The organism is Pseudomonas sp. Ma2-10, assembly GCF_054330215.1.
The window spans coordinates 72,253-92,485 of sequence record NZ_JBTEYL010000020.1 but is presented as its reverse complement, the minus strand read 5'-3'; the positions used below and the strand labels follow the sequence as shown (position 1 = coordinate 92,485).

18 protein-coding genes and 1 pseudogene are annotated in these 20,233 nt (G+C 59.6%); 7 read left to right on the top strand and 12 right to left on the bottom strand.

Annotation, left to right across the window (positions count from 1 at the left end; all coding sequences use genetic code 11):
- Positions 1 to 114: 114 nt before the first annotated feature.
- Positions 115 to 195: pseudogene (locus ACXPVS_RS20855) on the top strand ((2Fe-2S)-binding protein); the annotation flags it as partial.
- Between the two features lie 3 nt (positions 196 to 198).
- Here the strand turns inward: ACXPVS_RS20855 and ACXPVS_RS20850 are convergent.
- Both ACXPVS_RS20850 and ACXPVS_RS20845 read right to left on the bottom strand, forming a co-directional pair.
- Positions 199 to 1,476 (bottom strand): amidase, encoded by a 1,278-nt coding sequence (locus ACXPVS_RS20850; RefSeq protein WP_458511615.1) that lies wholly within the window; start codon positions 1,474 to 1,476, stop codon positions 199 to 201.
- Complete coding sequence (locus tag ACXPVS_RS20845) at positions 1,473 to 1,898, bottom strand: VOC family protein (RefSeq protein ID WP_458511614.1); 426 nt, start codon at positions 1,896 to 1,898, stop codon at positions 1,473 to 1,475. The genes ACXPVS_RS20850 and ACXPVS_RS20845 overlap by 4 nt, the downstream gene beginning before the upstream one ends.
- A gap of 114 nt (positions 1,899 to 2,012) precedes the next feature.
- On the opposite strand from ACXPVS_RS20845, the gene ACXPVS_RS20840 reads away from it, so the two are divergent.
- On the top strand, positions 2,013 to 2,867 hold the full coding sequence (locus tag ACXPVS_RS20840; protein WP_458511613.1) for a LysR substrate-binding domain-containing protein: 855 nt from the start codon (positions 2,013 to 2,015) through the stop codon (positions 2,865 to 2,867).
- Between the two features lie 61 nt (positions 2,868 to 2,928).
- Here the strand turns inward: ACXPVS_RS20840 and fabI are convergent, their stop codons facing one another.
- The 8 genes from fabI to gloB form a co-directional block, all read right to left on the bottom strand.
- Complete coding sequence (fabI, locus tag ACXPVS_RS20835; protein WP_077749640.1) at positions 2,929 to 3,723, bottom strand: enoyl-ACP reductase FabI; 795 nt, start codon at positions 3,721 to 3,723, stop codon at positions 2,929 to 2,931.
- 21 nt (positions 3,724 to 3,744) lie between these two features.
- Positions 3,745 to 5,355 carry an ABC transporter ATP-binding protein gene (locus tag ACXPVS_RS20830; RefSeq protein WP_458511612.1) on the bottom strand — a complete coding sequence of 537 codons (1,611 nt, stop codon included), beginning with the start codon at positions 5,353 to 5,355 and terminating at the stop codon, positions 3,745 to 3,747.
- A gap of 1 nt (position 5,356) precedes the next feature.
- The gene (locus ACXPVS_RS20825; RefSeq protein ID WP_458511611.1) at positions 5,357 to 6,376 is read right to left on the bottom strand and encodes an ABC transporter permease; all 1,020 of its coding nucleotides are present in this window, start codon (positions 6,374 to 6,376) and stop codon (positions 5,357 to 5,359) included.
- 1 nt (position 6,377) lies between these two features.
- Positions 6,378 to 7,451, bottom strand: a complete 1,074-nt coding sequence (locus ACXPVS_RS20820; protein ID WP_458511610.1) for a microcin C ABC transporter permease YejB — start codon at positions 7,449 to 7,451, stop codon at positions 6,378 to 6,380.
- A gap of 4 nt (positions 7,452 to 7,455) precedes the next feature.
- Positions 7,456 to 9,297: an extracellular solute-binding protein gene (locus ACXPVS_RS20815; protein WP_458511609.1), complete on the bottom strand. Its 1,842-nt coding sequence runs from the start codon at positions 9,295 to 9,297 to the stop codon at positions 7,456 to 7,458.
- A complete protein-coding gene (locus ACXPVS_RS20810) occupies positions 9,294 to 11,126 on the bottom strand; it encodes an extracellular solute-binding protein (RefSeq protein WP_458511608.1) in 1,833 nt (610 codons plus the stop codon). Before ACXPVS_RS20810 ends, ACXPVS_RS20815 begins: the two co-directional genes overlap by 4 nt.
- A 189-nt stretch (positions 11,127 to 11,315) precedes the next feature.
- The gene (locus tag ACXPVS_RS20805; protein ID WP_458511607.1) at positions 11,316 to 12,770 is read right to left on the bottom strand and encodes a transglycosylase SLT domain-containing protein; all 1,455 of its coding nucleotides are present in this window, start codon (positions 12,768 to 12,770) and stop codon (positions 11,316 to 11,318) included.
- A 99-nt stretch (positions 12,771 to 12,869) separates the two neighbouring features.
- A complete protein-coding gene (gloB, locus tag ACXPVS_RS20800; RefSeq protein WP_458511626.1) occupies positions 12,870 to 13,637 on the bottom strand; it encodes a hydroxyacylglutathione hydrolase in 768 nt (255 codons plus the stop codon).
- A gap of 65 nt (positions 13,638 to 13,702) precedes the next feature.
- Here gloB and ACXPVS_RS20795 point away from each other — a divergent pair, with 65 nt between their 5' ends.
- The 5 genes from ACXPVS_RS20795 to ACXPVS_RS20775 all read left to right on the top strand — a co-directional run bounded on the left by ACXPVS_RS20795 (position 13,703) and on the right by ACXPVS_RS20775 (position 18,878).
- Entirely contained in the window at positions 13,703 to 14,461 is a 759-nt protein-coding gene (locus tag ACXPVS_RS20795) for a methyltransferase domain-containing protein (RefSeq protein WP_458511606.1), read from the top strand.
- A gap of 92 nt (positions 14,462 to 14,553) precedes the next feature.
- Entirely contained in the window at positions 14,554 to 15,006 is a 453-nt protein-coding gene (gene rnhA, locus ACXPVS_RS20790) for a ribonuclease HI (protein WP_008152099.1), read from the top strand.
- A 102-nt stretch (positions 15,007 to 15,108) separates the two neighbouring features.
- Positions 15,109 to 15,867: a DNA polymerase III subunit epsilon gene (gene dnaQ / locus ACXPVS_RS20785; RefSeq protein WP_458511605.1), complete on the top strand. Its 759-nt coding sequence runs from the start codon at positions 15,109 to 15,111 to the stop codon at positions 15,865 to 15,867.
- Positions 15,868 to 15,993: 126 nt separating this feature from the next.
- Complete coding sequence (locus ACXPVS_RS20780; RefSeq protein WP_458511604.1) at positions 15,994 to 18,249, top strand: Orn/Lys/Arg family decarboxylase; 2,256 nt, start codon at positions 15,994 to 15,996, stop codon at positions 18,247 to 18,249.
- A 14-nt stretch (positions 18,250 to 18,263) separates the two neighbouring features.
- Positions 18,264 to 18,878 carry a GNAT family N-acetyltransferase gene (locus ACXPVS_RS20775; RefSeq protein WP_458511603.1) on the top strand — a complete coding sequence of 205 codons (615 nt, stop codon included), beginning with the start codon at positions 18,264 to 18,266 and terminating at the stop codon, positions 18,876 to 18,878.
- On the opposite strand, the gene ACXPVS_RS20770 is transcribed toward ACXPVS_RS20775, so the two are convergent.
- Both ACXPVS_RS20770 and ACXPVS_RS20765 read right to left on the bottom strand, forming a co-directional pair.
- Positions 18,844 to 19,737 carry a LysR family transcriptional regulator gene (locus ACXPVS_RS20770; protein ID WP_458511602.1) on the bottom strand — a complete coding sequence of 298 codons (894 nt, stop codon included), beginning with the start codon at positions 19,735 to 19,737 and terminating at the stop codon, positions 18,844 to 18,846. The two genes, ACXPVS_RS20775 and ACXPVS_RS20770, sit on opposite strands and share 35 nt — an antisense overlap.
- Before the next feature lie 88 nt (positions 19,738 to 19,825).
- A complete protein-coding gene (locus tag ACXPVS_RS20765) occupies positions 19,826 to 20,086 on the bottom strand; it encodes a hypothetical protein (RefSeq protein WP_074876303.1) in 261 nt (86 codons plus the stop codon).
- Positions 20,087 to 20,233 lie beyond the last annotated feature (147 nt).

Sequence of the window (20,233 nt, the reverse complement as noted above, 5' to 3'; positions counted from 1 at the left end):
GCCGTCAAAGGCTCGTTGCAGCGCCGCGATGTCGGGTTTTTTTATCTGCACCGCCACCGCCACCGCGACCCCCCTTCAGAACACCGTGAGTCTGAGGGCCTTAACACCAATGGCATGGCCCATGAGCAGAAAATCCTCACCATAGAAGGCCTGTCCACCGACGGTTCGCCCCCGGTGCAACGGGCTTGGGCCGAAAGCTTATTGGCCGCGATCAGTGAGCAAATCGGAAGCGACCCGTTCGGCCGCCCGTAGCAACGAACCGTCATTTCTGAACCGGCCGATCATCTGTAAACCGACAGGCATCAATCCTTCAGCGCGAACCAGCGGGATATTCACCTGCGGCCAGCCGAACGCGCCCCAGAACTTGATGAAATCCGATGGCCCGGTGCTTTCCAGACCCACGGGCGCGACCATCCCACAGCACGGGCCGATCATTGCGTCGTAGGGCTCGCATCGTTCATTCAGGCGCGGTGCAAGCGCGGCCAACCGGGCCTTGGCAGCGGACTCCTGTTCCCAGGTTGTTGCCGCCGCGCGGTCAAACATTGCCAACGTCGAAGGGCTTAACAGTGCGCGGTGTTCCTGAAACTCCTTCGCCAGAGAACGGGCGCCTTCGCAATCGTTGATTAACAGGTGATCGTCGAATACCCCGGCAAACTCATCCGGCAGTTGCACGTCGTCGACCTGATGGCCGGCGCTGCGCAAGTGGTCCACGGCCTGTTCCAGGGCGTTGGACACCTCGGGGTCGACCTGATCCCAGCGCGCTGTGCGATAGAAGCCCAATTGCAGACGGCGTGGTTCAACCTCAGGCACTGCAAAACCTGGAATCAACACCCGCGCCACCAAGTGCAGGTCCCGCACCGAGCGACCGTACCAGCCTACGGTGTCGAAGCTCGGCGCCAGCGGCTTTACACCTTCCAGCGATACCAGCCCAAACGACGGTTTGAACGCGAACAGACCGCAATAGGACGCCGGTTTCAGCAGTGAACCGGCCGTCTGGGTGCCCAGCGCCACCGCAAAAAAATCCGCTGCCATCCCGGCCGCCGAACCGGCGCTGGAGCTGCCCGGCGTGCGGTTCGGGTCACGCGGGTTGCGGGTCGGGCCGGTATGCATGTACGCAAATTCAGTGGTGTGGGTCTTACCCATGATCAGCGCGCCGGCCTGGCGGAGCAGGGTCACCACATGCGCATCCCTCGTAGGTTGATGGCCGGCATAGATGGGCGAGTTAAATTGCGTCGGATGGTCGGCAGTGTCGAAGACATCCTTCACCCCCACCGGGACTCCGGCCAGCAAACCATGACTGTTGTGCAACGCAGCATCGGTCCGAACTTTTCGGGGATCGAATGAGACAAAGGCCTGGATGTCCGGCTCCAGCGCCTGAATGCACCCCAGGGCCGTTTCGGCGATAGCGGCGGCGCTCGTCTCACCCATGATCACGGACTGACTGAGGGTCGTGGCATCCGGGACGGGGCGGATCATTTTGCGAACAACTGAGTGATGTCCTTGAATGCCTTGAACTCCAGCGCATTGCCGCAAGGGTCGAAGAGAAACATCGTGGCTTGCTCACCCACCAACCCCTGAAATCGAATGCCCGGTTCGATGACGAATCGGGTATCGAGGGCTTTCAGGCGTTTGGCCAGAGCCTCCCATTCGTCCATCCCCAAGACGACGCCAAAATGCGGCACTGGCACGTTGTGTCCGTCGACGGCATTGGTGTGCGCTGCGTCCTGAGTGGCATTTTTGGGCGCCAGGTGAATCACCAACTGATGGCCGAAAAAATTGAAGTCTACCCAATGGTCGCTGGAGCGGCCTTCTTCCAGACCGAACACTTCACCGTAAAAAATCCGGGCCGCTGTCAGGTCATACACGGGGATGGCCAGGTGAAAAGGGCAGAGTTGCATTGGGTTCGCCTCGGATTGTCAGAAGTTGAGGATGAGTTTAGTGCTGTTATTTTTGATTAAAAGACGATAGTTTTTGCGTCGAGCTCAAATTATTTCGATCAATCGAGAACGTCTATGTTGCGCGAACTGAAAACCTTCATTGCCGTCACGCGCTATGGCACGTTCGCGGCAGCCGGGATGCACATCGGGCTGACCCAGTCGGCGGTCAGCGCGCAGATGCGCAATCTGGAGCAGGCGCTGGGCATTCGCTTGTTTGATCGCACCGGGCGTCAGGCGATTCTCAACGCGGCAGGGCAACGCGCGTTGCCGATGGCGCGGGAGATCCTTGAGACCTTCAGCCGCATGGCGGTCAGCGATGATGTCAGTGAGTATCGCGGCGAGTTGAAAATAGGCGCGGTGGCCACGGCCCAGACCGGGTTGTTGCCCCAGGCGTTGTTGCGGTTGAGGCAGCAGGCGCCGCTGCTGGAGCCGAAACTGGTGCCGGGCGTGTCATTGAGCTTGTTGAGTCAGGTGGACACCGGTGAGGTGGATCTGGCGATCCTGATCAAGCCGCCGTTCGAGTTGCCCAAAGAACTGTCAGCGCAGCTAATCCGCAAGGAGCGGTTTGTATTGATCGTGCCGGCGGACCTTGAAGGCGATGAGCCGTTGCTGATCCTTGCGAACCATCCGCATGTGCGTTACGACCGCAATTCGTTCGGTGGAAGACGGGTGACGCGGTTTTTGCGTGAGCAGCAGATTGAGGTGCAGGTGGCTCTGGAGCTGGATGAACTGGAGGCCATCGTGAAGATGGTTGAATGCGGGTTAGGTGTGTCGCTGCTGCCCGAGGCCGGGCTCTGGCTTGAGCATGGGGCGAAGGTCCGGATCATCCCGTTGGGCGAGCTGACGTTCTACCGCGAGATCGTCCTGTTGCAGCGCTATAGCCAGCGCACACAGCCGATCCAGCAGCTATTTGCGCAGTGTTTAGTCTGACTTCACGCCCCTATGAAAAAACCCGCCTCAAGCGGCGGGTTTTTTCATTACAACCCGAAGATTACTCTTCGAGGCTGCCCATGGCCGTGGTGTTGAAACCACCGTCCACGTACATGATTTCGCCGCTGATGCCGGACGCCAGGTCCGAGCACAGGAAGGCGCCGGCGTTGCCGACTTCGTCGATGGTGACGTTACGACGCAGCGGAGTTTGCGCTTCGTTGGCGGCCAGCATCTTGCGGAAGTTCTTGATGCCGGAAGCGGCGAGGGTGCGGATCGGGCCAGCCGATACGCAGTTGACGCGGGTGCCGTCCGGGCCCAGGGAGCCGGCCAGGTAACGAACGCCAGCTTCCAGGGAAGCCTTGGCCATGCCCATCACGTTGTAGTTCGGCATGGTGCGCTCGGCACCCAGGTACGACAGGGTCAGCAGGCTGCCGTTGCGGCCTTTCATCATTTCGCGACCGGCTTTGGCCAGGGCCACGAAGCTGTAGGCGCTGATGTCGTGAGCGATGCGGAAACCTTCGCGGGTGGTGGCTTCGGTGAAGTCGCCATCCAGTTGGTCGCCCGGGGCGAAGCCGACGGAGTGCACGATGCAGTCCAGGCCGTCCCACTTCTTGCTCAGCTCAACGAAGACCTTGGCGATTTCTTCATCGCTGGCCACGTCGCACGGGAAGCACAGATCAGGGTTGGAACCCCAGCTTTGTGCGAACTCTTCGACACGACCCTTGAGTTTGTCGTTCTGATAAGTGAAGGCAAGCTCAGCGCCCTCGCGATGCATGGCGGCAGCGATGCCGGATGCGATGGACAGCTTGCTGGCGACACCGACGATCAGTACGCGCTTACCGGCGAGAAAACCCATGTGTTGCTCCTCTCTTTCAGGTTATTGCGCAGTGGCTGGGGCCAGGAAAGCGGCTTCCAGCAACTGCTGTGTATACGGATGTTTGGGGGACGCAAAAATACTTTGCGCGTCTCCCTGTTCGACCACTTGGCCTTGCTTGACCACCATCAACTGGTGGCTCAGCGCTTTGACGACAGCCAGGTCATGGCTGATAAACAGATACGTCAGGTTGTACTTGGTTTGCAGTGAGCGCAAAAGCTCCACCACTTGGCGTTGCACTGTCCGGTCGAGGGCCGATGTCGGCTCGTCCAGCAGAATCAACGCCGGTTTTAGCACTAATGCCCGGGCGATGGCGATTCTCTGCCGTTGCCCGCCGGAAAATTCGTGGGGGTAGCGGTGCCGGGTTTCCGGGTCCAGGCCTACCTCCTTGAGTGCCGCAATAATCGCTTGCTCCTGTTCCACCTCGGTGCCCATTTTGTGGATCCGCAGGCCTTCGCCGACGATCTGGCTCACGCACATCCGTGGACTCAGGCTGCCGAACGGGTCCTGAAACACCACCTGCATCTGCCGACGCAGCGGTCGAACCTGTTGCTGCGTCAGGCAGTCTAGCTGCTTGCCTTCAAAACGGATGGCACCTTTGCTGCCGATCAGCCGCAAAATCGCCAAACCCAGTGTCGACTTACCCGAACCGCTTTCTCCCACAATCCCCAGGGTCTGACCCTGAGGCAGGCTGAAATTGATTCCGTCCACCGCTTTGATGTGGTCGACGGTCTTTTTCAGAAAGCCTTTCTTGATCGGAAACCAGACTTTCAGGTCCTCGACTTGCAGCAAGGGGGGGCCGATAACGTTAGTTGCCGGCTTGCCGCTGGGCTCCGCTGCCAGTAGTTCCCGAGTGTACGGATGCTGTGGTGCGCGGAACAACTCCTCGCACGATGCCTGTTCGACGATGCAACCGCGCTGCATGACACATACGCGATGCGCAATTCTTCGCACTAGATTCAAGTCGTGACTGATCAGTAGCAGCGCCATGCCCAACCTGGCCTGTAATTCCTTGAGCAACTCGAGGATTTTCAGCTGAACGGTTACGTCCAGTGCGGTGGTCGGCTCGTCGGCGATCAGCAGTTCCGGCTCGTTGGCCAGGGCCATGGCAATCATCACTCGCTGCCGCTGGCCGCCAGACAATTCGTGGGGCAGGGCCTTGAGGCGCTTCTCGGGCTCCGGGATGCCGACCATTTCCAGCAGTTCCAGCGTGCGCTTGGTCGCGACTTTGCCGATCAGGCCTTTGTGGGTGCTCAACACTTCATTGATCTGCTTCTCGATCGAGTGCAGCGGATTGAGCGAAGTCATCGGCTCCTGGAAGATCATCGCGATCCGGTTGCCGCGGATGTGGCGAATGGTTTTCTCTTTCAGGCTCAGCAAGTTCTGCCCGGAGTACTCGATGGTCCCGGATGGATGCCGGGCAAGCGGGTAGGGCAGCAGCCGCAGGATCGAGTGGGCAGTCACCGATTTGCCGGAGCCACTTTCGCCCACCAGCGCCAGGGTTTCGCCGCGCTTGATATCGAAGCTCACGCCTTCGATCACCCGCTGAACGCGCTCGCCGACGACAAATTCGACGGCCAAATCGCGCACTTCGATCAGATTGTCCTGATTCATTTCACTTCCTCGGGTCGAAGGCATCGCGAGCGGACTCGCCGATGAACACCAGCAAACTCAACATCAACGCCAGCACGGCAAACGCGCTCATACCGAGCCACGGCGCTTGCAGGTTGGATTTGCCCTGGGCCACCAGTTCACCGAGGGATGGGCTGCCGGCCGGCAAACCGAAGCCGAGGAAATCCAGGGCGGTCAGGGTGCCGATGGCGCCGGTCAGGATGAACGGCATGAAGGTCATCGTCGAGACCATGGCGTTGGGCAGGATGTGGCGGAACATGATCGCGCCGTTTTGCATCCCCAACGCCCGCGCGGCGCGCACGTATTCCAGATTCCGCCCTCGCAGGAATTCGGCGCGGACCACGTCCACCAGGCTCATCCACGAGAACAGCAGCATGATCCCCAGCAGCCACCAGAAGTTCGGCTGCACGAAACTGGCGAGAATGATCAGCAGGTACAGCACCGGCAGCCCGGACCAGATCTCCAGAAATCGCTGCCCGGCCAAATCCACCCAGCCGCCGTAGAAGCCCTGTAAGGCCCCGGCAATCACACCGATGATCGAGCTGAGAATGGTCAGCGTCAGGGCAAATAGCACCGAAATCCGGAAACCATAAATCACCCGAGCCAACACGTCGCGGCCCTGATCGTCGGTGCCCAGCAGGTTGTCGACGGAGGGTGGCGCCGGGGCCGGGACTTTCAGGTCGTAGTTGATGCTTTGATAGCTGTAGGGAATCGGCGCCCACAGGACCCAGGCGTCTTTTTCCTTGAGCAACTCGCGGATGTACGGGCTCTTGTAATTGGCTTCCAGCGGGAATTCGCCGCCGAAGGTGGTTTCCGGGTAACGCTTGAGCGCCGGGAAGTACCAGCCGTTGTCGTAGTGCACCACCAAGGGTTTGTCGTTGGCGATCAACTCGGCGCCGAGGCTCAGCCCAAACAGCAGCAGAAACAGCCACAGCGACCACCAGCCACGCTTGTTGGCCTTGAACAGTTCGAAACGTCGGCGATTGAGCGGGGACAGGTTCATCTCAATGCTCCCGGCTTTCGAAGTCGATACGCGGATCGACAAAGGTGTACGTGAGGTCACCGATGAGTTTCACCACCAATCCCAACAGGGTGAAGATGAACAGCGTGCCAAAAACCACTGGGTAATCGCGGTTGATCGCCGCCTCAAAACTCATCAGCCCGAGGCCGTCGAGGGAAAAGATCACCTCCACCAGCAACGAGCCAGTGAAGAAAATGCCGATAAACGCCGACGGGAACCCGGCGATCACCAGCAGCATGGCGTTGCGGAACACATGGCCGTAGAGCACGCGGTGATGGGTCAGGCCCTTGGCCTTGGCGGTGACCACGTATTGTTTGTTGATTTCGTCGAGGAAACTGTTTTTGGTCAGCAGCGTCATGGTCGCGAAGTTGCCGATCACCAGCGCCGTCACCGGCAATGCCAGGTGCCAGAAGTAATCGAGCACCTGGCCGCCCATGCTCAACTCATCAAAGTTGTTGGAGGTCAACCCTCTGAGCGGGAACCAGTCGTAATAGCTGCCGCCAGCGAACACCACGATCAGCAGGATGGCGAACAGGAACGCCGGTATCGCGTAACCGACGATGATTGCCGAACTGGTCCAGACGTCGAAGTGGCTGCCGTGTCGCGTCGCCTTGGCGATCCCCAGCGGGATCGACACCAGGTACATGATCAGCGTGCTCCAAAGCCCGAGGGAGATCGACACCGGCATTTTTTCCTTGATCAGGTCGATGACCTTGGCGTCGCGGAAGAAGCTGTCGCCGAAATCCAGCGTCGCGTAGTTCTTGATCATGATCCATAAGCGTTCCGGCGCCGATTTGTCGAAACCGTACATGTGCTCGATTTCCTTGACCAGCATCGGGTCCAGGCCCTGGGCGCCGCGATAGGCGGAGCCCGCCACCGAGACTTCGGCACCGCCACCGGCAATGCGGCTGGTAGCGCCTTCGAAGCCTTCGAGCTTGGCAATCATCTGCTCCACCGGCCCACCGGGGGCGGCCTGGATGATCACAAAGTTGATCAGCAAAATGCCGAGCAAGGTCGGGATGATCAGCAGCAGTCGCCGAAAAATATACGCCAGCATCTGATTACTCCGTGCCCGCAGGGTCGGCTTGCGGTTTGGTTTCGACTTCTATCGCAGGTTTGGCATCGGGCTTGACCCACCAGGTGTTAATGCCGATGTCGTACTTGGGGGAGATCGTCGGATGACCGATGTGGTTCCAGTACGCCGCGCGCCAGGTCTTGATGTGCCAGTTGGGGATCACGTAATAGCCCCATTGCAGCACGCGGTCCAGCGCGCGAGCGTGGGCCACCAGACTTTTGCGCGAATCGGCGTTGATCAGCTGCTCAACCAACTGGTCCACCACCGGGTCTTTCAGGCCCATGGAATTGCGGCTGCCGGGTTTGTCGGCGGCGGCGGACATCCAGAACTCGCGTTGCTCGTTGCCCGGTGAATTGGACTGCGGGAAGCTGCCGACAATCATGTCGAAGTCCCGGGAACGCACGCGGTTGATGTACTGCGAGACGTCGACCCGACGAATCACCAGGTCAATCCCCAAGTCGCTCAGGTTGCGCTTGAACGGCAGCAACACCCGCTCGAATTCGGTCTGGGCCAACAGAAATTCGATGGTCACCGGTTTGCCATTGGCGTCGACCATCTTGTCATCGGCGATCCGCCAGCCCGCCTCTTGCAGCAGTTGATAGGCTTTGCGCTGTTGGGCGCGGATCATACCGCTGGCGTCGGTCTCCGGGTTCTGGAACGCCTCGCTGAACACCTGCTCGGGAATCTTGCCACGGAACGGGTCGAGGATCGCCAGTTGATCGGCGTCTGGCAGGCCGCTGGCAGCCATTTCCGAGTTCTCAAAGTAACTGCGGGTGCGGGCGTAGGCGCCGTTGAACAGTTGCTTATTGGTCCATTCGAAATCCAGCAACTGGGTCAGGGCCTGGCGCACGCGCACATCCTGGAACACCGGGCGGCGCAGGTTGAATACAAAGCCTTGCATGCCAGTGGGGTTGCCGTTGGGGATCTGCTCCTTGATCAACCGGCCTTCGATGACGGCCGGAGTGTTGTAGGCGTTGGCCCAGTTCTTTGCGGCCATTTCGAGCCAGTAATCGAACTGCCCGGCCTTGAGCGCTTCCAGGGCCACGGTGTTGTCGCGGTAGTAGTCGGTGGTCATCACGTCGAAGTTGTAGAACCCGCGGTTGACCGGCAGGTCCTTGCCCCAGTAGTCCTTGACCCGCTCATAGCGCACCGAGCGCCCAGCCTTGACTTCGCTGACCTTGTACGGGCCGCTCCCCAACGGCATTTCCAGGTTGCCCTTTTTGAAATCGCGAGTCGCCCACCAATGCTTGGGCAACACCGGCAATTGGCCGAGGATCAACGGCAGCTCGCGGTTGTTGTTGTGTTTGAAGGTGAACAGCACCGTCAGCGGGTCTTCAGCGACCACGTCCTCGACATCGCTGTAGTAACCGCGGAACAGCGGCGCGCCGTCCTTGATCAGGGTCTGGAAGCTGAACACCACGTCCTCGGCGCGCATCGGATGCCCGTCGTGGAAGCGCGCTTCGGGGCGCAGGTAGAAGCGCACCCAACTGTTGTCCGGGGACTTTTCGATCTTGCCGGCGACCAGGCCATACTCGGTGAACGGTTCATCCAGGCCCTGTTTGGCCAGGGTGTCGTAGATCATGCTGATGTCATCGGCCGCGACACCCTTGTTGATGAAGGGATTGAGGCTGTCAAAGCCGCCGAAACCGGCCTGACGGAAGATCCCGCCCTTGGGCGCGTCGGGGTTCACGTAATCGAAATGTTTGAAGTCGGCCGGGTATTTCGGCGGCTCGTTGTACAGGGTCAGGGCATGCTGCGGGGCGGCACTGGCCAGCCCGGCGAACAACAGACCGCTGGCCTGCAAGAGCAGGGTGCGTATGGGTTTCATCGATCTTTCTCCGAAGATTTCAGCCACCACGCACTCAGGCCCAGCGTGTAGGGCGGCGTGGTGGCGAAGGCGAACCGGTTGCGGTAGGCCAGGCGGTGATAATTGAGGTACCAGTTGGGAATGATGTAGTGCTGCCACAACAACACCCGGTCCAGGGCCTTGCCGGCGGCAACCTGTTCATCGCGGTTCTGGGCGGCGAGCAATTGTTCGAGTAAATGGTCGACCACCGGATTGGCAATGCCGGCGTAGTTTTTGCTGCCCTTGACCCCGACCTGGCTGGAGTGGAAGTACTGCCATTGCTCCAGGCCTGGACTGAGTGTCTGGTTGAGGGTCATCAGGATCATGTCGAAATCAAACTGATCAAGGCGCTGCTTGTACTGGGCGCGATCGACAGTGCGCAGTCGAGCGTCGATGCCGATGCTGGAGAGGTTCTCGACGTAAGGCTGAAGGATGCGTTCCAGGTTCGGGTTGACCAGCAGAATCTCCAACCGCAACGGTTGCCCGGCAGCATTCTGCACGTGTTGGCCATTGAGCTTCCAACCGGCCTCGGCCAGCAGGCCCAGGGCTTTGCGCATGGTTTCCCGGGGGATGCCGCGCCCTTGGGTCTGCGGCAGGCTGAACGGCTCAGTGAGGAGCTTGGCGGCCAGTTGCTCGCGATAGGGCGCCAGCATCAGCCATTCATGGCCGACCGGAAGGCCCGTCGCGGAGAACTCGCTGTTGGGGTAGTAGCTCATGGCGCGTTTATAGGCGCCGCTGAACAGCGCGCGGTTGGTCCACTCGAAGTCGAACATCAGGCCCAGCGCTTCACGGACTTTGGTCTCGGAGAAGGCGGGACGTCGGGAGTTCATGAACAGACCCTGGCTCTGGGTCGGGATTTGATGCGGGATTTGGGCCTTGATGACGTCGCCGCGTCGCACCGCAGGGAAGTTGTAGCCGCTTTCCCAGTTCTTCGCCTGGTGCTCGATATAAATGTCGAATTCGCCGGCCTTGAAGGCTTCGAACGCGACGTCACTGTCGCGGTAGAACTCGACTTCCACGCGATCGAAGTTGTATTTACCGCGATTGACCGGCAGGTCCTTGCCCCAGTAATCCTTGACCCGTTCGAAAATGATCTGCCGCCCAGGCTCTACCGACGTAATGCGATACGGCCCGCTGCCCAGTGGCGGCTCGAAGGTGGTGGCCTTGAAGTCGCGACCTTTCCAGTAATGCTGGGGCAGCACCGGCAATTCGCCCAGGCGCAGGATCAGCAACGGATTGCTGGCGCGCTTGAAGACGAAACGAATACGCTGCGGGTTGAGGATGTCAACTCGCAACACTTCCTGAAGGTTGGTGCGGTATTGCGGATGGCCTTCCTTGAGCAACAAACGGTAGGAGAACGCCACGTCATAGGCGGTAATCGGTGTGCCATCGTGGAAACGCGCTTCGGGGCGCAGATTGAACACCACCCAGCTGCGGTCTTTGCTGTATTCCACTGATTGGGCAATCAGGCCATAGCTGGAAGTCGGTTCATCGCCGGACGGCGCGTATTGGCCGGTGCCGACCATCAGCGGTTCGTTGAGCTCGTTGATGCCATATTGCAGGAAATTCGGCGTGGAAACCGGACTTGAACCCTTGAAGGTGTAGGGGTTGAGCGTATCGAAGGTGCCAAACGCCATCAGCCGCAACGTACCGCCCTTGGGCGCTTGCGGGTTGACCCAGTCGAAGTGGGTAAATCTGGCCGGGTACTTGAGCGTGCCGAACTGCGCATAACCATGGCTTTCGCTGATCGTCGCGCTTGCGGGGGAGCTCAAGGCCAGGCTGATCAGGAGTGGGAGGAGGGGACACTTCAAGTCAGGGATCCGATCCAGGCGGCTTGGGCTTTGTGGTCCGTACAGTAACAGCTTGTATCGACAGGAAAAAGACGGTGAATTAATGCGCAGTTAATTGCGCAAGCACACCCCTGTAGCCGCTGGCGAAGCCTGCGTTCGGTACGGGTGACTCCTCGGGTCAAAAAAAGCCCCCGAAATCAGGGGCTCATCTTAGCGAGGGGAAGCGACCGTCAGCATTTGACCAGGCTTCAGCGCCTGGCCAACCCGGGGGTTCCAGCGCTTGAGGTGCTGCATTTCAATGTTGAAACGCTTGGCCACCCTGTACAGCGAGTCGCCTTGCTGAACCTTGTACCGGGTCTGCGTCTTCTGTTTTCCAGTCTTGCTGGTGGCTTTGCTGTTCGCCGCCACGACGGTGTTGACTCGACCGCTTCTGCGCTTGGTGGTGTCCCGCATGACCAGCGTCTGGCCTATCTTGAGGTTCGTGCCGGTCAGCTTGTTCCAGCGCTGCAGGTCCTTGACGTTGACCTTGTTGGCCTTGGCGATGGTGCCGAGGTTATCGCCGCGTTTAACGCGGTAAGCACGCTTGAGACTGGCGAGTTCGGAGTCGCTCGAGCCTTCAAATACCGGCTTGAGTGGCTTCTTGCTGATCAACTCTTCAGGACGCATGGTCGACAGGCTGGCGGTCAGCAGCTGCGCCTTGGACGTTGGCACCAGCAAATGCTGGGGGCCATCGATGGTGGTTCGCTGTTTGAAGGCCGGGTTGAGCTGGAACAGTTCGTCTTCGTCGATGTTAGCCACCGCAGCGACCTTGGACAGGTCCATGCGCTGGTTGATTTCGACGACCTGGAAGTACGGTTCGTTGGCGATCGGGTTCAGGTTTACGCCGTAGGCTTCAGGTGCCAGCACCACTTGCGACAGGGCCAGCAGCTTCGGCACGTAGGCCCGGGTTTCGGACGGCAGCGGCAGGTTCCAGTAATCGGTCGGCAAGCCGAGCTTTTCGTTACGCTCGATGGCCCGGCTGACCGTGCCTTCGCCAGCGTTGTAGGCCGCCAGGGCCAGCAGCCAGTCGCCGTTGAACATGTCGTGCAGGCGGGTCAGGTAATCCAAGGCCGCGGTGGTCGAGGCGGTGATATCGCGACGACCATCATAGAAACGGGTTTGACGCAGGTTGAAGTAGCGCCCGGTGGACGGGATGAATTGCCACAAACCAACCGCGTTTGCCGGGGAATAGGCCATCGGGTTATAGGCGCTTTCAATCACCGGCAGCAGCGCCAGTTCCAGCGGCATGTTGCGTTCTTCAAGGCGTTCGACGATGTAGTGGATGTAGAGGCTGCCGCGTTCGCCGGCGTTTTCGAGGAAGGACGGGTTGCTGGCGAACCACAGGCGCTGTTGCTCGATGCGCGGGTTGATGCCCTGATTGTCCTGCAACTGGAAGCCCAGGCGCATGCGCTCCCAGACATCTTGTGGTATTTGCGGCGTCGGTTTTTCGCTGAGCCAGATAGGTTTCTGTTTGGCTCGGGCGGCGATATTAGGCGTGTGTACCGCGTCGGTTTGCGGCACATGGCTTGAACAGCCCGCCAGAGTAGCGGACACAGCCACCGCGATGGCTTGAGCCAAGCGGGTCAATGCGTCTGAATTGATGGCTTTACGAATAGATGACGACATTGGCTGGAAGTAAGTTCCGGGCAAAAATGTCGGGCGATTCTAGAAAGCGTACCCCCTGCGGTCAACCATTCAGAATTTTTGTACCATCAGGCAAGCGCCTTAGAACTTATCTTTCCAAGCGCGCAGAGCAGCAAAAACCGCACTCGGAGCCCGGTTTTTAGGTCCATTCCGTTCGTCCACTTTTTCTTTAACGGATGTTTCATCGACACGCAAAAATGGGTTGGTAAGCTTTTCAAGCGCCAGCGTAGAGGGCAGCGTGATGATTGCGGCTTCACGTTGTGCGGTGACCTTTTCCAGACGTGCGGCGGTGTCCGGATTGCCCGGTTCGACCGCGGCGGCAAACCTCAGGTTGCTCAAGGTGTATTCGTGAGTGCAGTAAACCAGCGTATCTTCAGGCAGCGCGGCGAGGCGCGTCAGTGAGGCATGCATTTGCTCCGGCGTGCCTTCGAACAAGCGTCCGCAACCGGCCGCGAACAGGGTGTCACCGCAAAACAGCAAACCATGATGGTAATAGGCTATATGCCCCAGGGTGTGGCCGGGGACGGCAAAGACATCGAAGTCCCAGCCCAGCACGCTGACGCTGTCGTTGTCCTTGAGGGCCACGTCGCGAAGCGGGATGGTTTCGCTGGCCGGACCGTAGACGGTCGCGTCTGTCGCTTTTTTAAGCTGCTCGACGCCGCCGACGTGGTCATGATGGTGGTGAGTGATCAAAATATCACTCAAGACCCAACCCGGATGCGCGGCGAGCCAGGCCTGCACCGGCGCGGCATCGCCCGGATCAACCACCGCGCAGCGCTGGGTGCGGTGGTCTTGTAATAACCAGATGTAGTTGTCGGTGAAGGCGGGTAGGGCACTGATCTGTATCATCGTCGGATTCGCCATGCGGAAAACAATGGCGCATCTTAGAACTTCCTGACGCGTTGGAGAATGCAATGACCGATAAAGCGTTCGCTCAGGCTGATCCTGAATGGCTGGCATTGATCAGCGGGGCCCGTGAATGGCTGTCCGGCCCCATCGGGCAATTTCTGCTGGACGAAGAGCGTCGCATGCTCGAAGACGAGTTGGGGCGGTTCTTCGGTGGCTACCTGGTGCATTACGGCCCGTCGGCCCAAACGCCGCCGTCGGCGCCGCAAGTCCAGCGCAATGTGCGGCTCGGCGCGCCATTGCCGGGTGTCGAGATCGTCTGCGAAGAGCAGGCGTGGCCTTTGAGCGAACATGCCGCCGATGTGGTGGTGTTGCAGCATGGGCTGGATTTCTGCCTGTCGCCCCACGGTTTGCTACGTGAAGCGGCGAGCAGCGTGCGGCCCGGCGGGCATCTGCTGATCGTCGGGATCAACCCCTGGAGCACCTGGGGCTTGCGTCACGTTTTCGCCCACGATGCCTTGCGCAAGGCTCGCTGTATCTCCTCGTCGCGGGTCGGTGACTGGTTGAACCTGCTGGGCTTCGCACTGGAGAAACGCCGCTTCGGGTGCTATCGTCCGCCGCTTGCATCACCCGCCTGGCAGGCTCGCCTGGCCGGTTGGGAACGCAAGGCCGGTGATTGGCAACTGTCGGGTGGCGGCTTCTATTTACTGGTTGCACGCAAAATCGTGGTGGGCCTGCGCCCCGTCCGTCAGGCGCGGCGCGAACCGATGGGTAAGCTGATTCCATTGCCGATGGCCAAGGTCAATCGTCGCCGCATCGACGCGTAATACACTTTTTATTTTCCTGGCCGGGTTTGCCCCGGCCTCGGGCATCGTCGATCACTGATCGGCGAGCCACCGCATTTTCTGGATAGATTGGCATGAGCGATAGCGTAGAACTCTTCACTGACGGCGCCTGTAAAGGCAATCCTGGTCCAGGCGGTTGGGGCGCTTTGCTGGTGTGCAAAGGCATTGAAAAAGAACTGTGGGGCGGCGAAGCCAACACCACCAACAACCGCATGGAGCTGATGGGCGCGATCCGTGGTCTTGAAGAACTCAAGCGCTCCTGCGACGTGCTGTTGGTCACCGACTCGCAGTATGTGATGAAAGGGATCAACGAGTGGATGGACAACTGGAAAAAGCGCGGCTGGAAAACGGCTGCGAAAGAACCGGTAAAAAACGCTGATCTGTGGAAGTTGCTGGACGAGCAGGTCAATCGCCACAACGTCACCTGGAAATGGGTGCGTGGCCACATCGGTCACCATGGCAATGAACGCGCCGACCAACTGGCCAACCGTGGCGTGGATGAAGTACGCGGTTACAAGCAGGCTTAAGCCTGCCCGCGAATGGCTGCAACACGGTGTATCTGAAAGACCCCAGCGAGCGTGTTAATATCGCCGTTTTTGCACGAATGACCCGTTGAGAGCTGAGCACTGATGGCCACCAGATCCGTTGTACTCGATACCGAAACCACCGGCATGCCGGTGACCGACGGCCACCGGATTATCGAAATCGGTTGTGTCGAGTTGATCGGTCGGCGCCTGACAGGCCGGCATTTCCACGTTTACCTGCAACCAGACCGCGAGAGTGATGAAGGCGCCATTGGCGTCCACGGCATCACCAACGAGTTTTTGGTCGGCAAGCCGCGCTTCACTGAAGTGGCCGATGAATTTTTTGAATTCATCAAGGGTGCTCAGTTGATCATCCATAACGCGGCGTTCGACGTTGGCTTCATCAACAACGAATTCTCCCTGATGGGCCAGCACGATCGTGTGGACATCACGCAGCACTGCTCGATCCTCGACACGCTGATGATGGCCCGGGAACGTCACCCGGGGCAGCGCAACAGCCTCGATGCCTTGTGCAAACGCTATGGCGTCGACAACTCCGGCCGTGAACTGCACGGCGCCTTGCTCGACTCCGAGATCCTCGCCGACGTTTACCTGACCATGACGGGCGGCCAGACCAGCTTGTCACTGGCTGGTAATGCTTCCGACGGCAACGGTTCCGGGGAAGGTTCGGACAATTCCGCCTCCGAGATCCGCCGCCTGCCGGTCGATCGTCAGCCGACGCGTATCATCCGTGCCAGCGAAGATGACCTGGCTCAACACGTGGCACGCCTGGAAGCCATCGCCAAATCCGCCGGCGCGGCGTCACTCTGGCAACAACTGGCCGAGGCCAAGGCTCAAGCCTGATTTTTCGCCACACAATGGTGCGCCCGACGATCTGCTTCGGGGCACCGCACTCGCCACATGCGCTCGAACCCTCTACCCTGAGGTGATTGGCGGACCACGGTTTGCCGCCTCAGGACACTGAGCCTCATGTATAAAGATTTGAAATTTCCGGTCCTGATCGTCCATCGCGACATCAAGGCGGACACCGTCGCCGGTGATCGCGTGCGTGGCATTGCCCGGGAGCTGGAACAGGAAGGCTTCAGCATTGTCTCGGCGGTGGACTACACCGAAGGGCGTCTGGTTGCCTCGACCCATCACGGTCTTTCCTGCATGTTGATTGCGGCCGAAGACGCCAGCGCTCACTCTCATCTATTACACAATATGGCCGAGCTGATTGGCCTGGCGCGAGTGCGTGCGCCCGACTTGCCGATCTTCGCGCTGGGTGAGCAGGTGACCCTGGAGAACGCTCCGGCCGACGCCATGGCCGAACTCAATCAGTTGCGCGGGATTCTTTATCTGTTCGAAGACACCGTGCCTTTTCTGGCCAGGCAGGTCGCTCGAGCGGCACGCAAATATCTGGATGGTCTGCTGCCGCCGTTTTTCAAAGCGCTGGTGCAGCACACGGCTGACTCTAACTATTCCTGGCACACGCCCGGCCATGGCGGCGGTGTGGCGTACCACAAGAGCCCGGTGGGTCAGGCATTTCACCAGTTTTTCGGGGAAAATACCCTGCGTTCCGATTTGTCGGTGTCGGTGCCGGAACTCGGTTCTTTGCTCGATCACACCGGTCCGCTGGCAGAAGCGGAGGCCCGCGCTGCCCGCAATTTCGGCGCCGATCACACTTTCTTTGTGATCAATGGCACCTCGACCGCCAACAAAATCGTCTGGCATTCGATGGTCGCTCGCGATGACTTGGTGTTGGTGGATCGCAACTGCCACAAGTCCATATTGCACTCGATCATCATGACCGGTGCCATTCCGCTGTACCTGTGCCCGGAGCGCAATGAGCTGGGGATCATCGGCCCGATTCCATTGAGCGAATTCAGCCGCGAATCGATTCAGGCCAAGATTGACGCCAGCCCACTGACCAAGGGCCGGGCACCCAAGGTCAAGTTGGCGGTGGTGACCAATTCGACGTACGACGGCCTCTGCTACAACGCCGAGCTCATCAAGCAGCAGTTGGGCAACAGCGTCGAGGTCTTGCACTTCGATGAGGCCTGGTACGCCTACGCGGCGTTTCACGAGTTCTTCGCCGGACGTTACGGCATGGGCACTTCCTGCAGTGAGAACGGCCCCCTGGTGTTTACCACCCATTCCACCCACAAACTGCTGGCGGCGTTCAGCCAGGCGTCGATGATTCACGTCCAGGACGGCGGCGCGCGGCAGCTGGATCGGGATCGCTTTAATGAAGCGTTCATGATGCACATCTCTACCTCGCCGCAGTACAGCATCATCGCTTCGCTGGATGTGGCGTCGGCCATGATGGAAGGCCCGGCCGGGCGTTCGCTGTTGCAGGAAATGTTTGACGAAGCGCTGAGTTTTCGTCGGGCGCTAGCCAATTTGCGCCAGCACATCGCCGCTGACGATTGGTGGTTTTCCATCTGGCAGCCGCCCTCGGCGGAGGGCATCAACCGTGTCGTCACCGATGACTGGCTGCTGCAACCCGACGCTGACTGGCACGGCTTTGGCGGCGTAACCGACGACTACGTGCTGCTTGATCCGATCAAGGTCACGTTGGTGATGCCGGGCCTGACGGCCGGCGGCGCCCTTAGCCCGCGCGGGATTCCGGCGGCGGTGGTCAGCAAATTCCTTTGGGAGCGTGGGTTGGTCGTTGAAAAGACCGGGCTCTATTCGTTCCTGGTGCTGTTCTCCATGGGTATCACCAAGGGTAAATGGAGCACGCTGCTGACCGAGTTGCTGGAGTTCAAGCGTAGCTACGACGCCAATGTCAGCCTCGCGATTTGCCTGCCGTGCGTGGCACAAGAGAATGTCGCGCGCTATCAGGGCATGGGGTTGCGCGATCTGTGCGATCAGCTGCACGCCTGCTATCGCAGTAATGCCACGGCCAAACACCTCAAACGCATGTACACAGTGCTGCCGGAAATCGCCATGAAGCCGTCTGATGCCTATGATCAATTAGTGCGTGGCGAGGTTGAAGCGGTGTCGATCGATGCTCTGGATGGCCGGATCGCCGCAGTGATGCTGGTACCGTACCCGCCGGGGATCCCGTTGATCATGCCCGGCGAGCGGTTTACCGAGTCGACGCGTTCGATCATCGATTACCTGGCCTTTGCCCGTACGTTCGACAGCAGCTTCCCGGGGTTTGTCGCTGATGTGCACGGCTTGCAACACGAAGACGAGGGCAATGGACGGCTGTATACCGTCGATTGCATCAAGGAGTGAGGACCTTTCCCAGTATGCAACCGGTCATGAATCCGAAATACCCAGGGCTGTCGGTGCGCGTTGCCGACGATGGTTTTGCAGCCTACATCTGGGGCAGTGATTTCAGTTTTGAAGTCGCGGCCTACGGTGCCGCCGAAATCGGTAAACCGGTGGAGCAGTGGACGGTGACGCCGATCACGCCCTATCGCAAGTGCTACGGCATTGATCCCGAGGAGTTCAGCAATTTCCGCGATGCCGCAGACAGCGCGATTTTCACGGCTTATCTCGATGATGAGCCCGTGGGTCACTTGGTGGTCAGCACCAACTGGAACGGCTTTGCCCATATCGACGAGTTGGCGGTGCATGCGCCGGCGCGCCGTCATGGCGTGGCCAAGGCGTTGCTGGATGTGGCGCAGTTCTGGAGCCGAAAAAAGAAACTGCCGGGCATCATGCTTGAAACCCAGAACAACAATCTTGGGGCCTGCCGGCTCTATGAACGCAGCGGTTACGTCATGGGCGGAATCGATCATCTGCGCTATCGCGGGATCGATCCGAACACCGCCGAAGTGGCGCTGTTCTGGTATCGATTGTTCGATAACCCGCTGGAAACCCCGCTTAGCTCGTCAATATCGCCACGGCTTGTTCCGTGATAATGCCCAGCAACGCCTGAACCGCTGGCGATGGCTCGCCGTTCTTGAGGGTTAAGGCGTATAGGCTGATCGGCATCGCCGGCGCCAGCGGGCAGGCATCCAGCCCGGTCGATTTCGCCCCAAGGGCGGTGAAAGGGTCGACGATGGCCAAGCCTTCGCCGGCCTCGACCATGCTGCGCATCATCTGATGAGTCTGTACCCGGGTCTGAATGACCGGCGCAGGGCGCAGGGCATGCAGCTTGTTTTCCAGCGCCGGGCTCAGCGGATCATGACCTTCCAGGCCAACCAGCGATTGGCCGGCCAGGTCCTGCAGCGAGATGTACTTTTGTTTGGGTTGCAACCAGCCGTGGGGCGCGAGCAACTGAAGTTTCCCCTGGGCGATCACTTGGCAATGAATGTCAGCGTGATCGGGGTCATGCAGGCTCAGGCCCAGATCGCTTTCGCGCAACAGCAGGTTTCTGACGATCTCGCGGGTAGGTTGGCTCAGAAGGGTGCAAGGCGCGTCAGGAAGGCGTCGGCGCAGGGCGGCAATGCTCTGTGGCAATAGCTGCTGTGCCAAGGGCGGCGTGCAGACAATCCGCAAGGGCGGAGCCTGATATTGCTTGAGGCTGTTGGCCAGCCGCTGAACCGGCTCGAGCGCTTCATAGACGAGGGCGATCTGGGCCTGTAACTCCCGCGCCTCGCGCGTGGCCTGCAAGCGTCCACGCACGCTTGAAAACAGCATGAAACCCAACTGATCCTCGGCGTCGCGCAGAATCCCTTCGACTTCAGCCACGGGCAATTGCAGCCATTCGGCGGCGGTGCCCAGGTGACCAGTCTGCAGGAGCGCCTGGATCACTTCGATATGACGTAAACGCATGCGTGAAGTCCATGTTCAGCAGGTGAGGGAGTCAGTGGCTGAATCCTAACTCAAGTGCGCGCATATGACTTCTGCTCATAACGCGGGGTTATGAAGCGACGTTGGTTTCCGGCAGGTTGCCGACATAGGTGTCGGGTTCGCGCACGATGGTCACGTCCGACTGCACCAGCAAAAACTGGTTGTCATCGAGTTTCCGTACGCGATCGCCAATGGCCAGCTTATAAGTGGTGACAGGCACCGAGCCCGTGAGGCCGTCTGCCGACGGGGTGGATTCCTGGAACTCATGCACGGAATAAACGCGGCCTTCCGCGTCTCTTGCATGGAACTGACCGACGAGTACTGCTGCCATCTGCTTAGAACCTCTGGGGATAAATCACACAATTTGCGGCTCTGTAGACCGTGGTTGGGCGAGGTAAGTTTTCCTACAGGAAAAAAATAGTCCGGGGCGGCGTTTTCAGTCGCCCACTGGTTGAATCGTCATCTATAACTACAAGCT

Bases quoted from the DNA above. Each gene is read 5' to 3' on its own strand.
- ACXPVS_RS20850 (WP_458511615.1), bottom strand. From the start codon at position 1,476: ATGATCCGCCCCGTCCCGGATGCCACGACCCTCAGTCAGTCCGTGATC.
- ACXPVS_RS20845 (WP_458511614.1), bottom strand. From the start codon at position 1,898: ATGCAACTCTGCCCTTTTCACCTGGCCATCCCCGTGTATGACCTGACA.
- ACXPVS_RS20840 (WP_458511613.1), top strand. From the start codon at position 2,013: ATGTTGCGCGAACTGAAAACCTTCATTGCCGTCACGCGCTATGGCACG.
- fabI (WP_077749640.1), bottom strand. From the start codon at position 3,723: ATGGGTTTTCTCGCCGGTAAGCGCGTACTGATCGTCGGTGTCGCCAGC.
- ACXPVS_RS20830 (WP_458511612.1), bottom strand. From the start codon at position 5,355: ATGAATCAGGACAATCTGATCGAAGTGCGCGATTTGGCCGTCGAATTT.
- ACXPVS_RS20825 (WP_458511611.1), bottom strand. From the start codon at position 6,376: ATGAACCTGTCCCCGCTCAATCGCCGACGTTTCGAACTGTTCAAGGCC.
- ACXPVS_RS20820 (WP_458511610.1), bottom strand. From the start codon at position 7,451: ATGCTGGCGTATATTTTTCGGCGACTGCTGCTGATCATCCCGACCTTG.
- ACXPVS_RS20815 (WP_458511609.1), bottom strand. From the start codon at position 9,297: ATGAAACCCATACGCACCCTGCTCTTGCAGGCCAGCGGTCTGTTGTTC.
- ACXPVS_RS20805 (WP_458511607.1), bottom strand. From the start codon at position 12,770: ATGTCGTCATCTATTCGTAAAGCCATCAATTCAGACGCATTGACCCGC.
- gloB (WP_458511626.1), bottom strand. From the start codon at position 13,637: ATGATACAGATCAGTGCCCTACCCGCCTTCACCGACAACTACATCTGG.
- ACXPVS_RS20795 (WP_458511606.1), top strand. From the start codon at position 13,703: ATGACCGATAAAGCGTTCGCTCAGGCTGATCCTGAATGGCTGGCATTG.
- rnhA (WP_008152099.1), top strand. From the start codon at position 14,554: ATGAGCGATAGCGTAGAACTCTTCACTGACGGCGCCTGTAAAGGCAAT.
- dnaQ (WP_458511605.1), top strand. From the start codon at position 15,109: ATGGCCACCAGATCCGTTGTACTCGATACCGAAACCACCGGCATGCCG.
- ACXPVS_RS20780 (WP_458511604.1), top strand. From the start codon at position 15,994: ATGTATAAAGATTTGAAATTTCCGGTCCTGATCGTCCATCGCGACATC.
- ACXPVS_RS20775 (WP_458511603.1), top strand. From the start codon at position 18,264: ATGCAACCGGTCATGAATCCGAAATACCCAGGGCTGTCGGTGCGCGTT.
- ACXPVS_RS20770 (WP_458511602.1), bottom strand. From the start codon at position 19,737: ATGCGTTTACGTCATATCGAAGTGATCCAGGCGCTCCTGCAGACTGGT.
- ACXPVS_RS20765 (WP_074876303.1), bottom strand. From the start codon at position 20,086: ATGGCAGCAGTACTCGTCGGTCAGTTCCATGCAAGAGACGCGGAAGGC.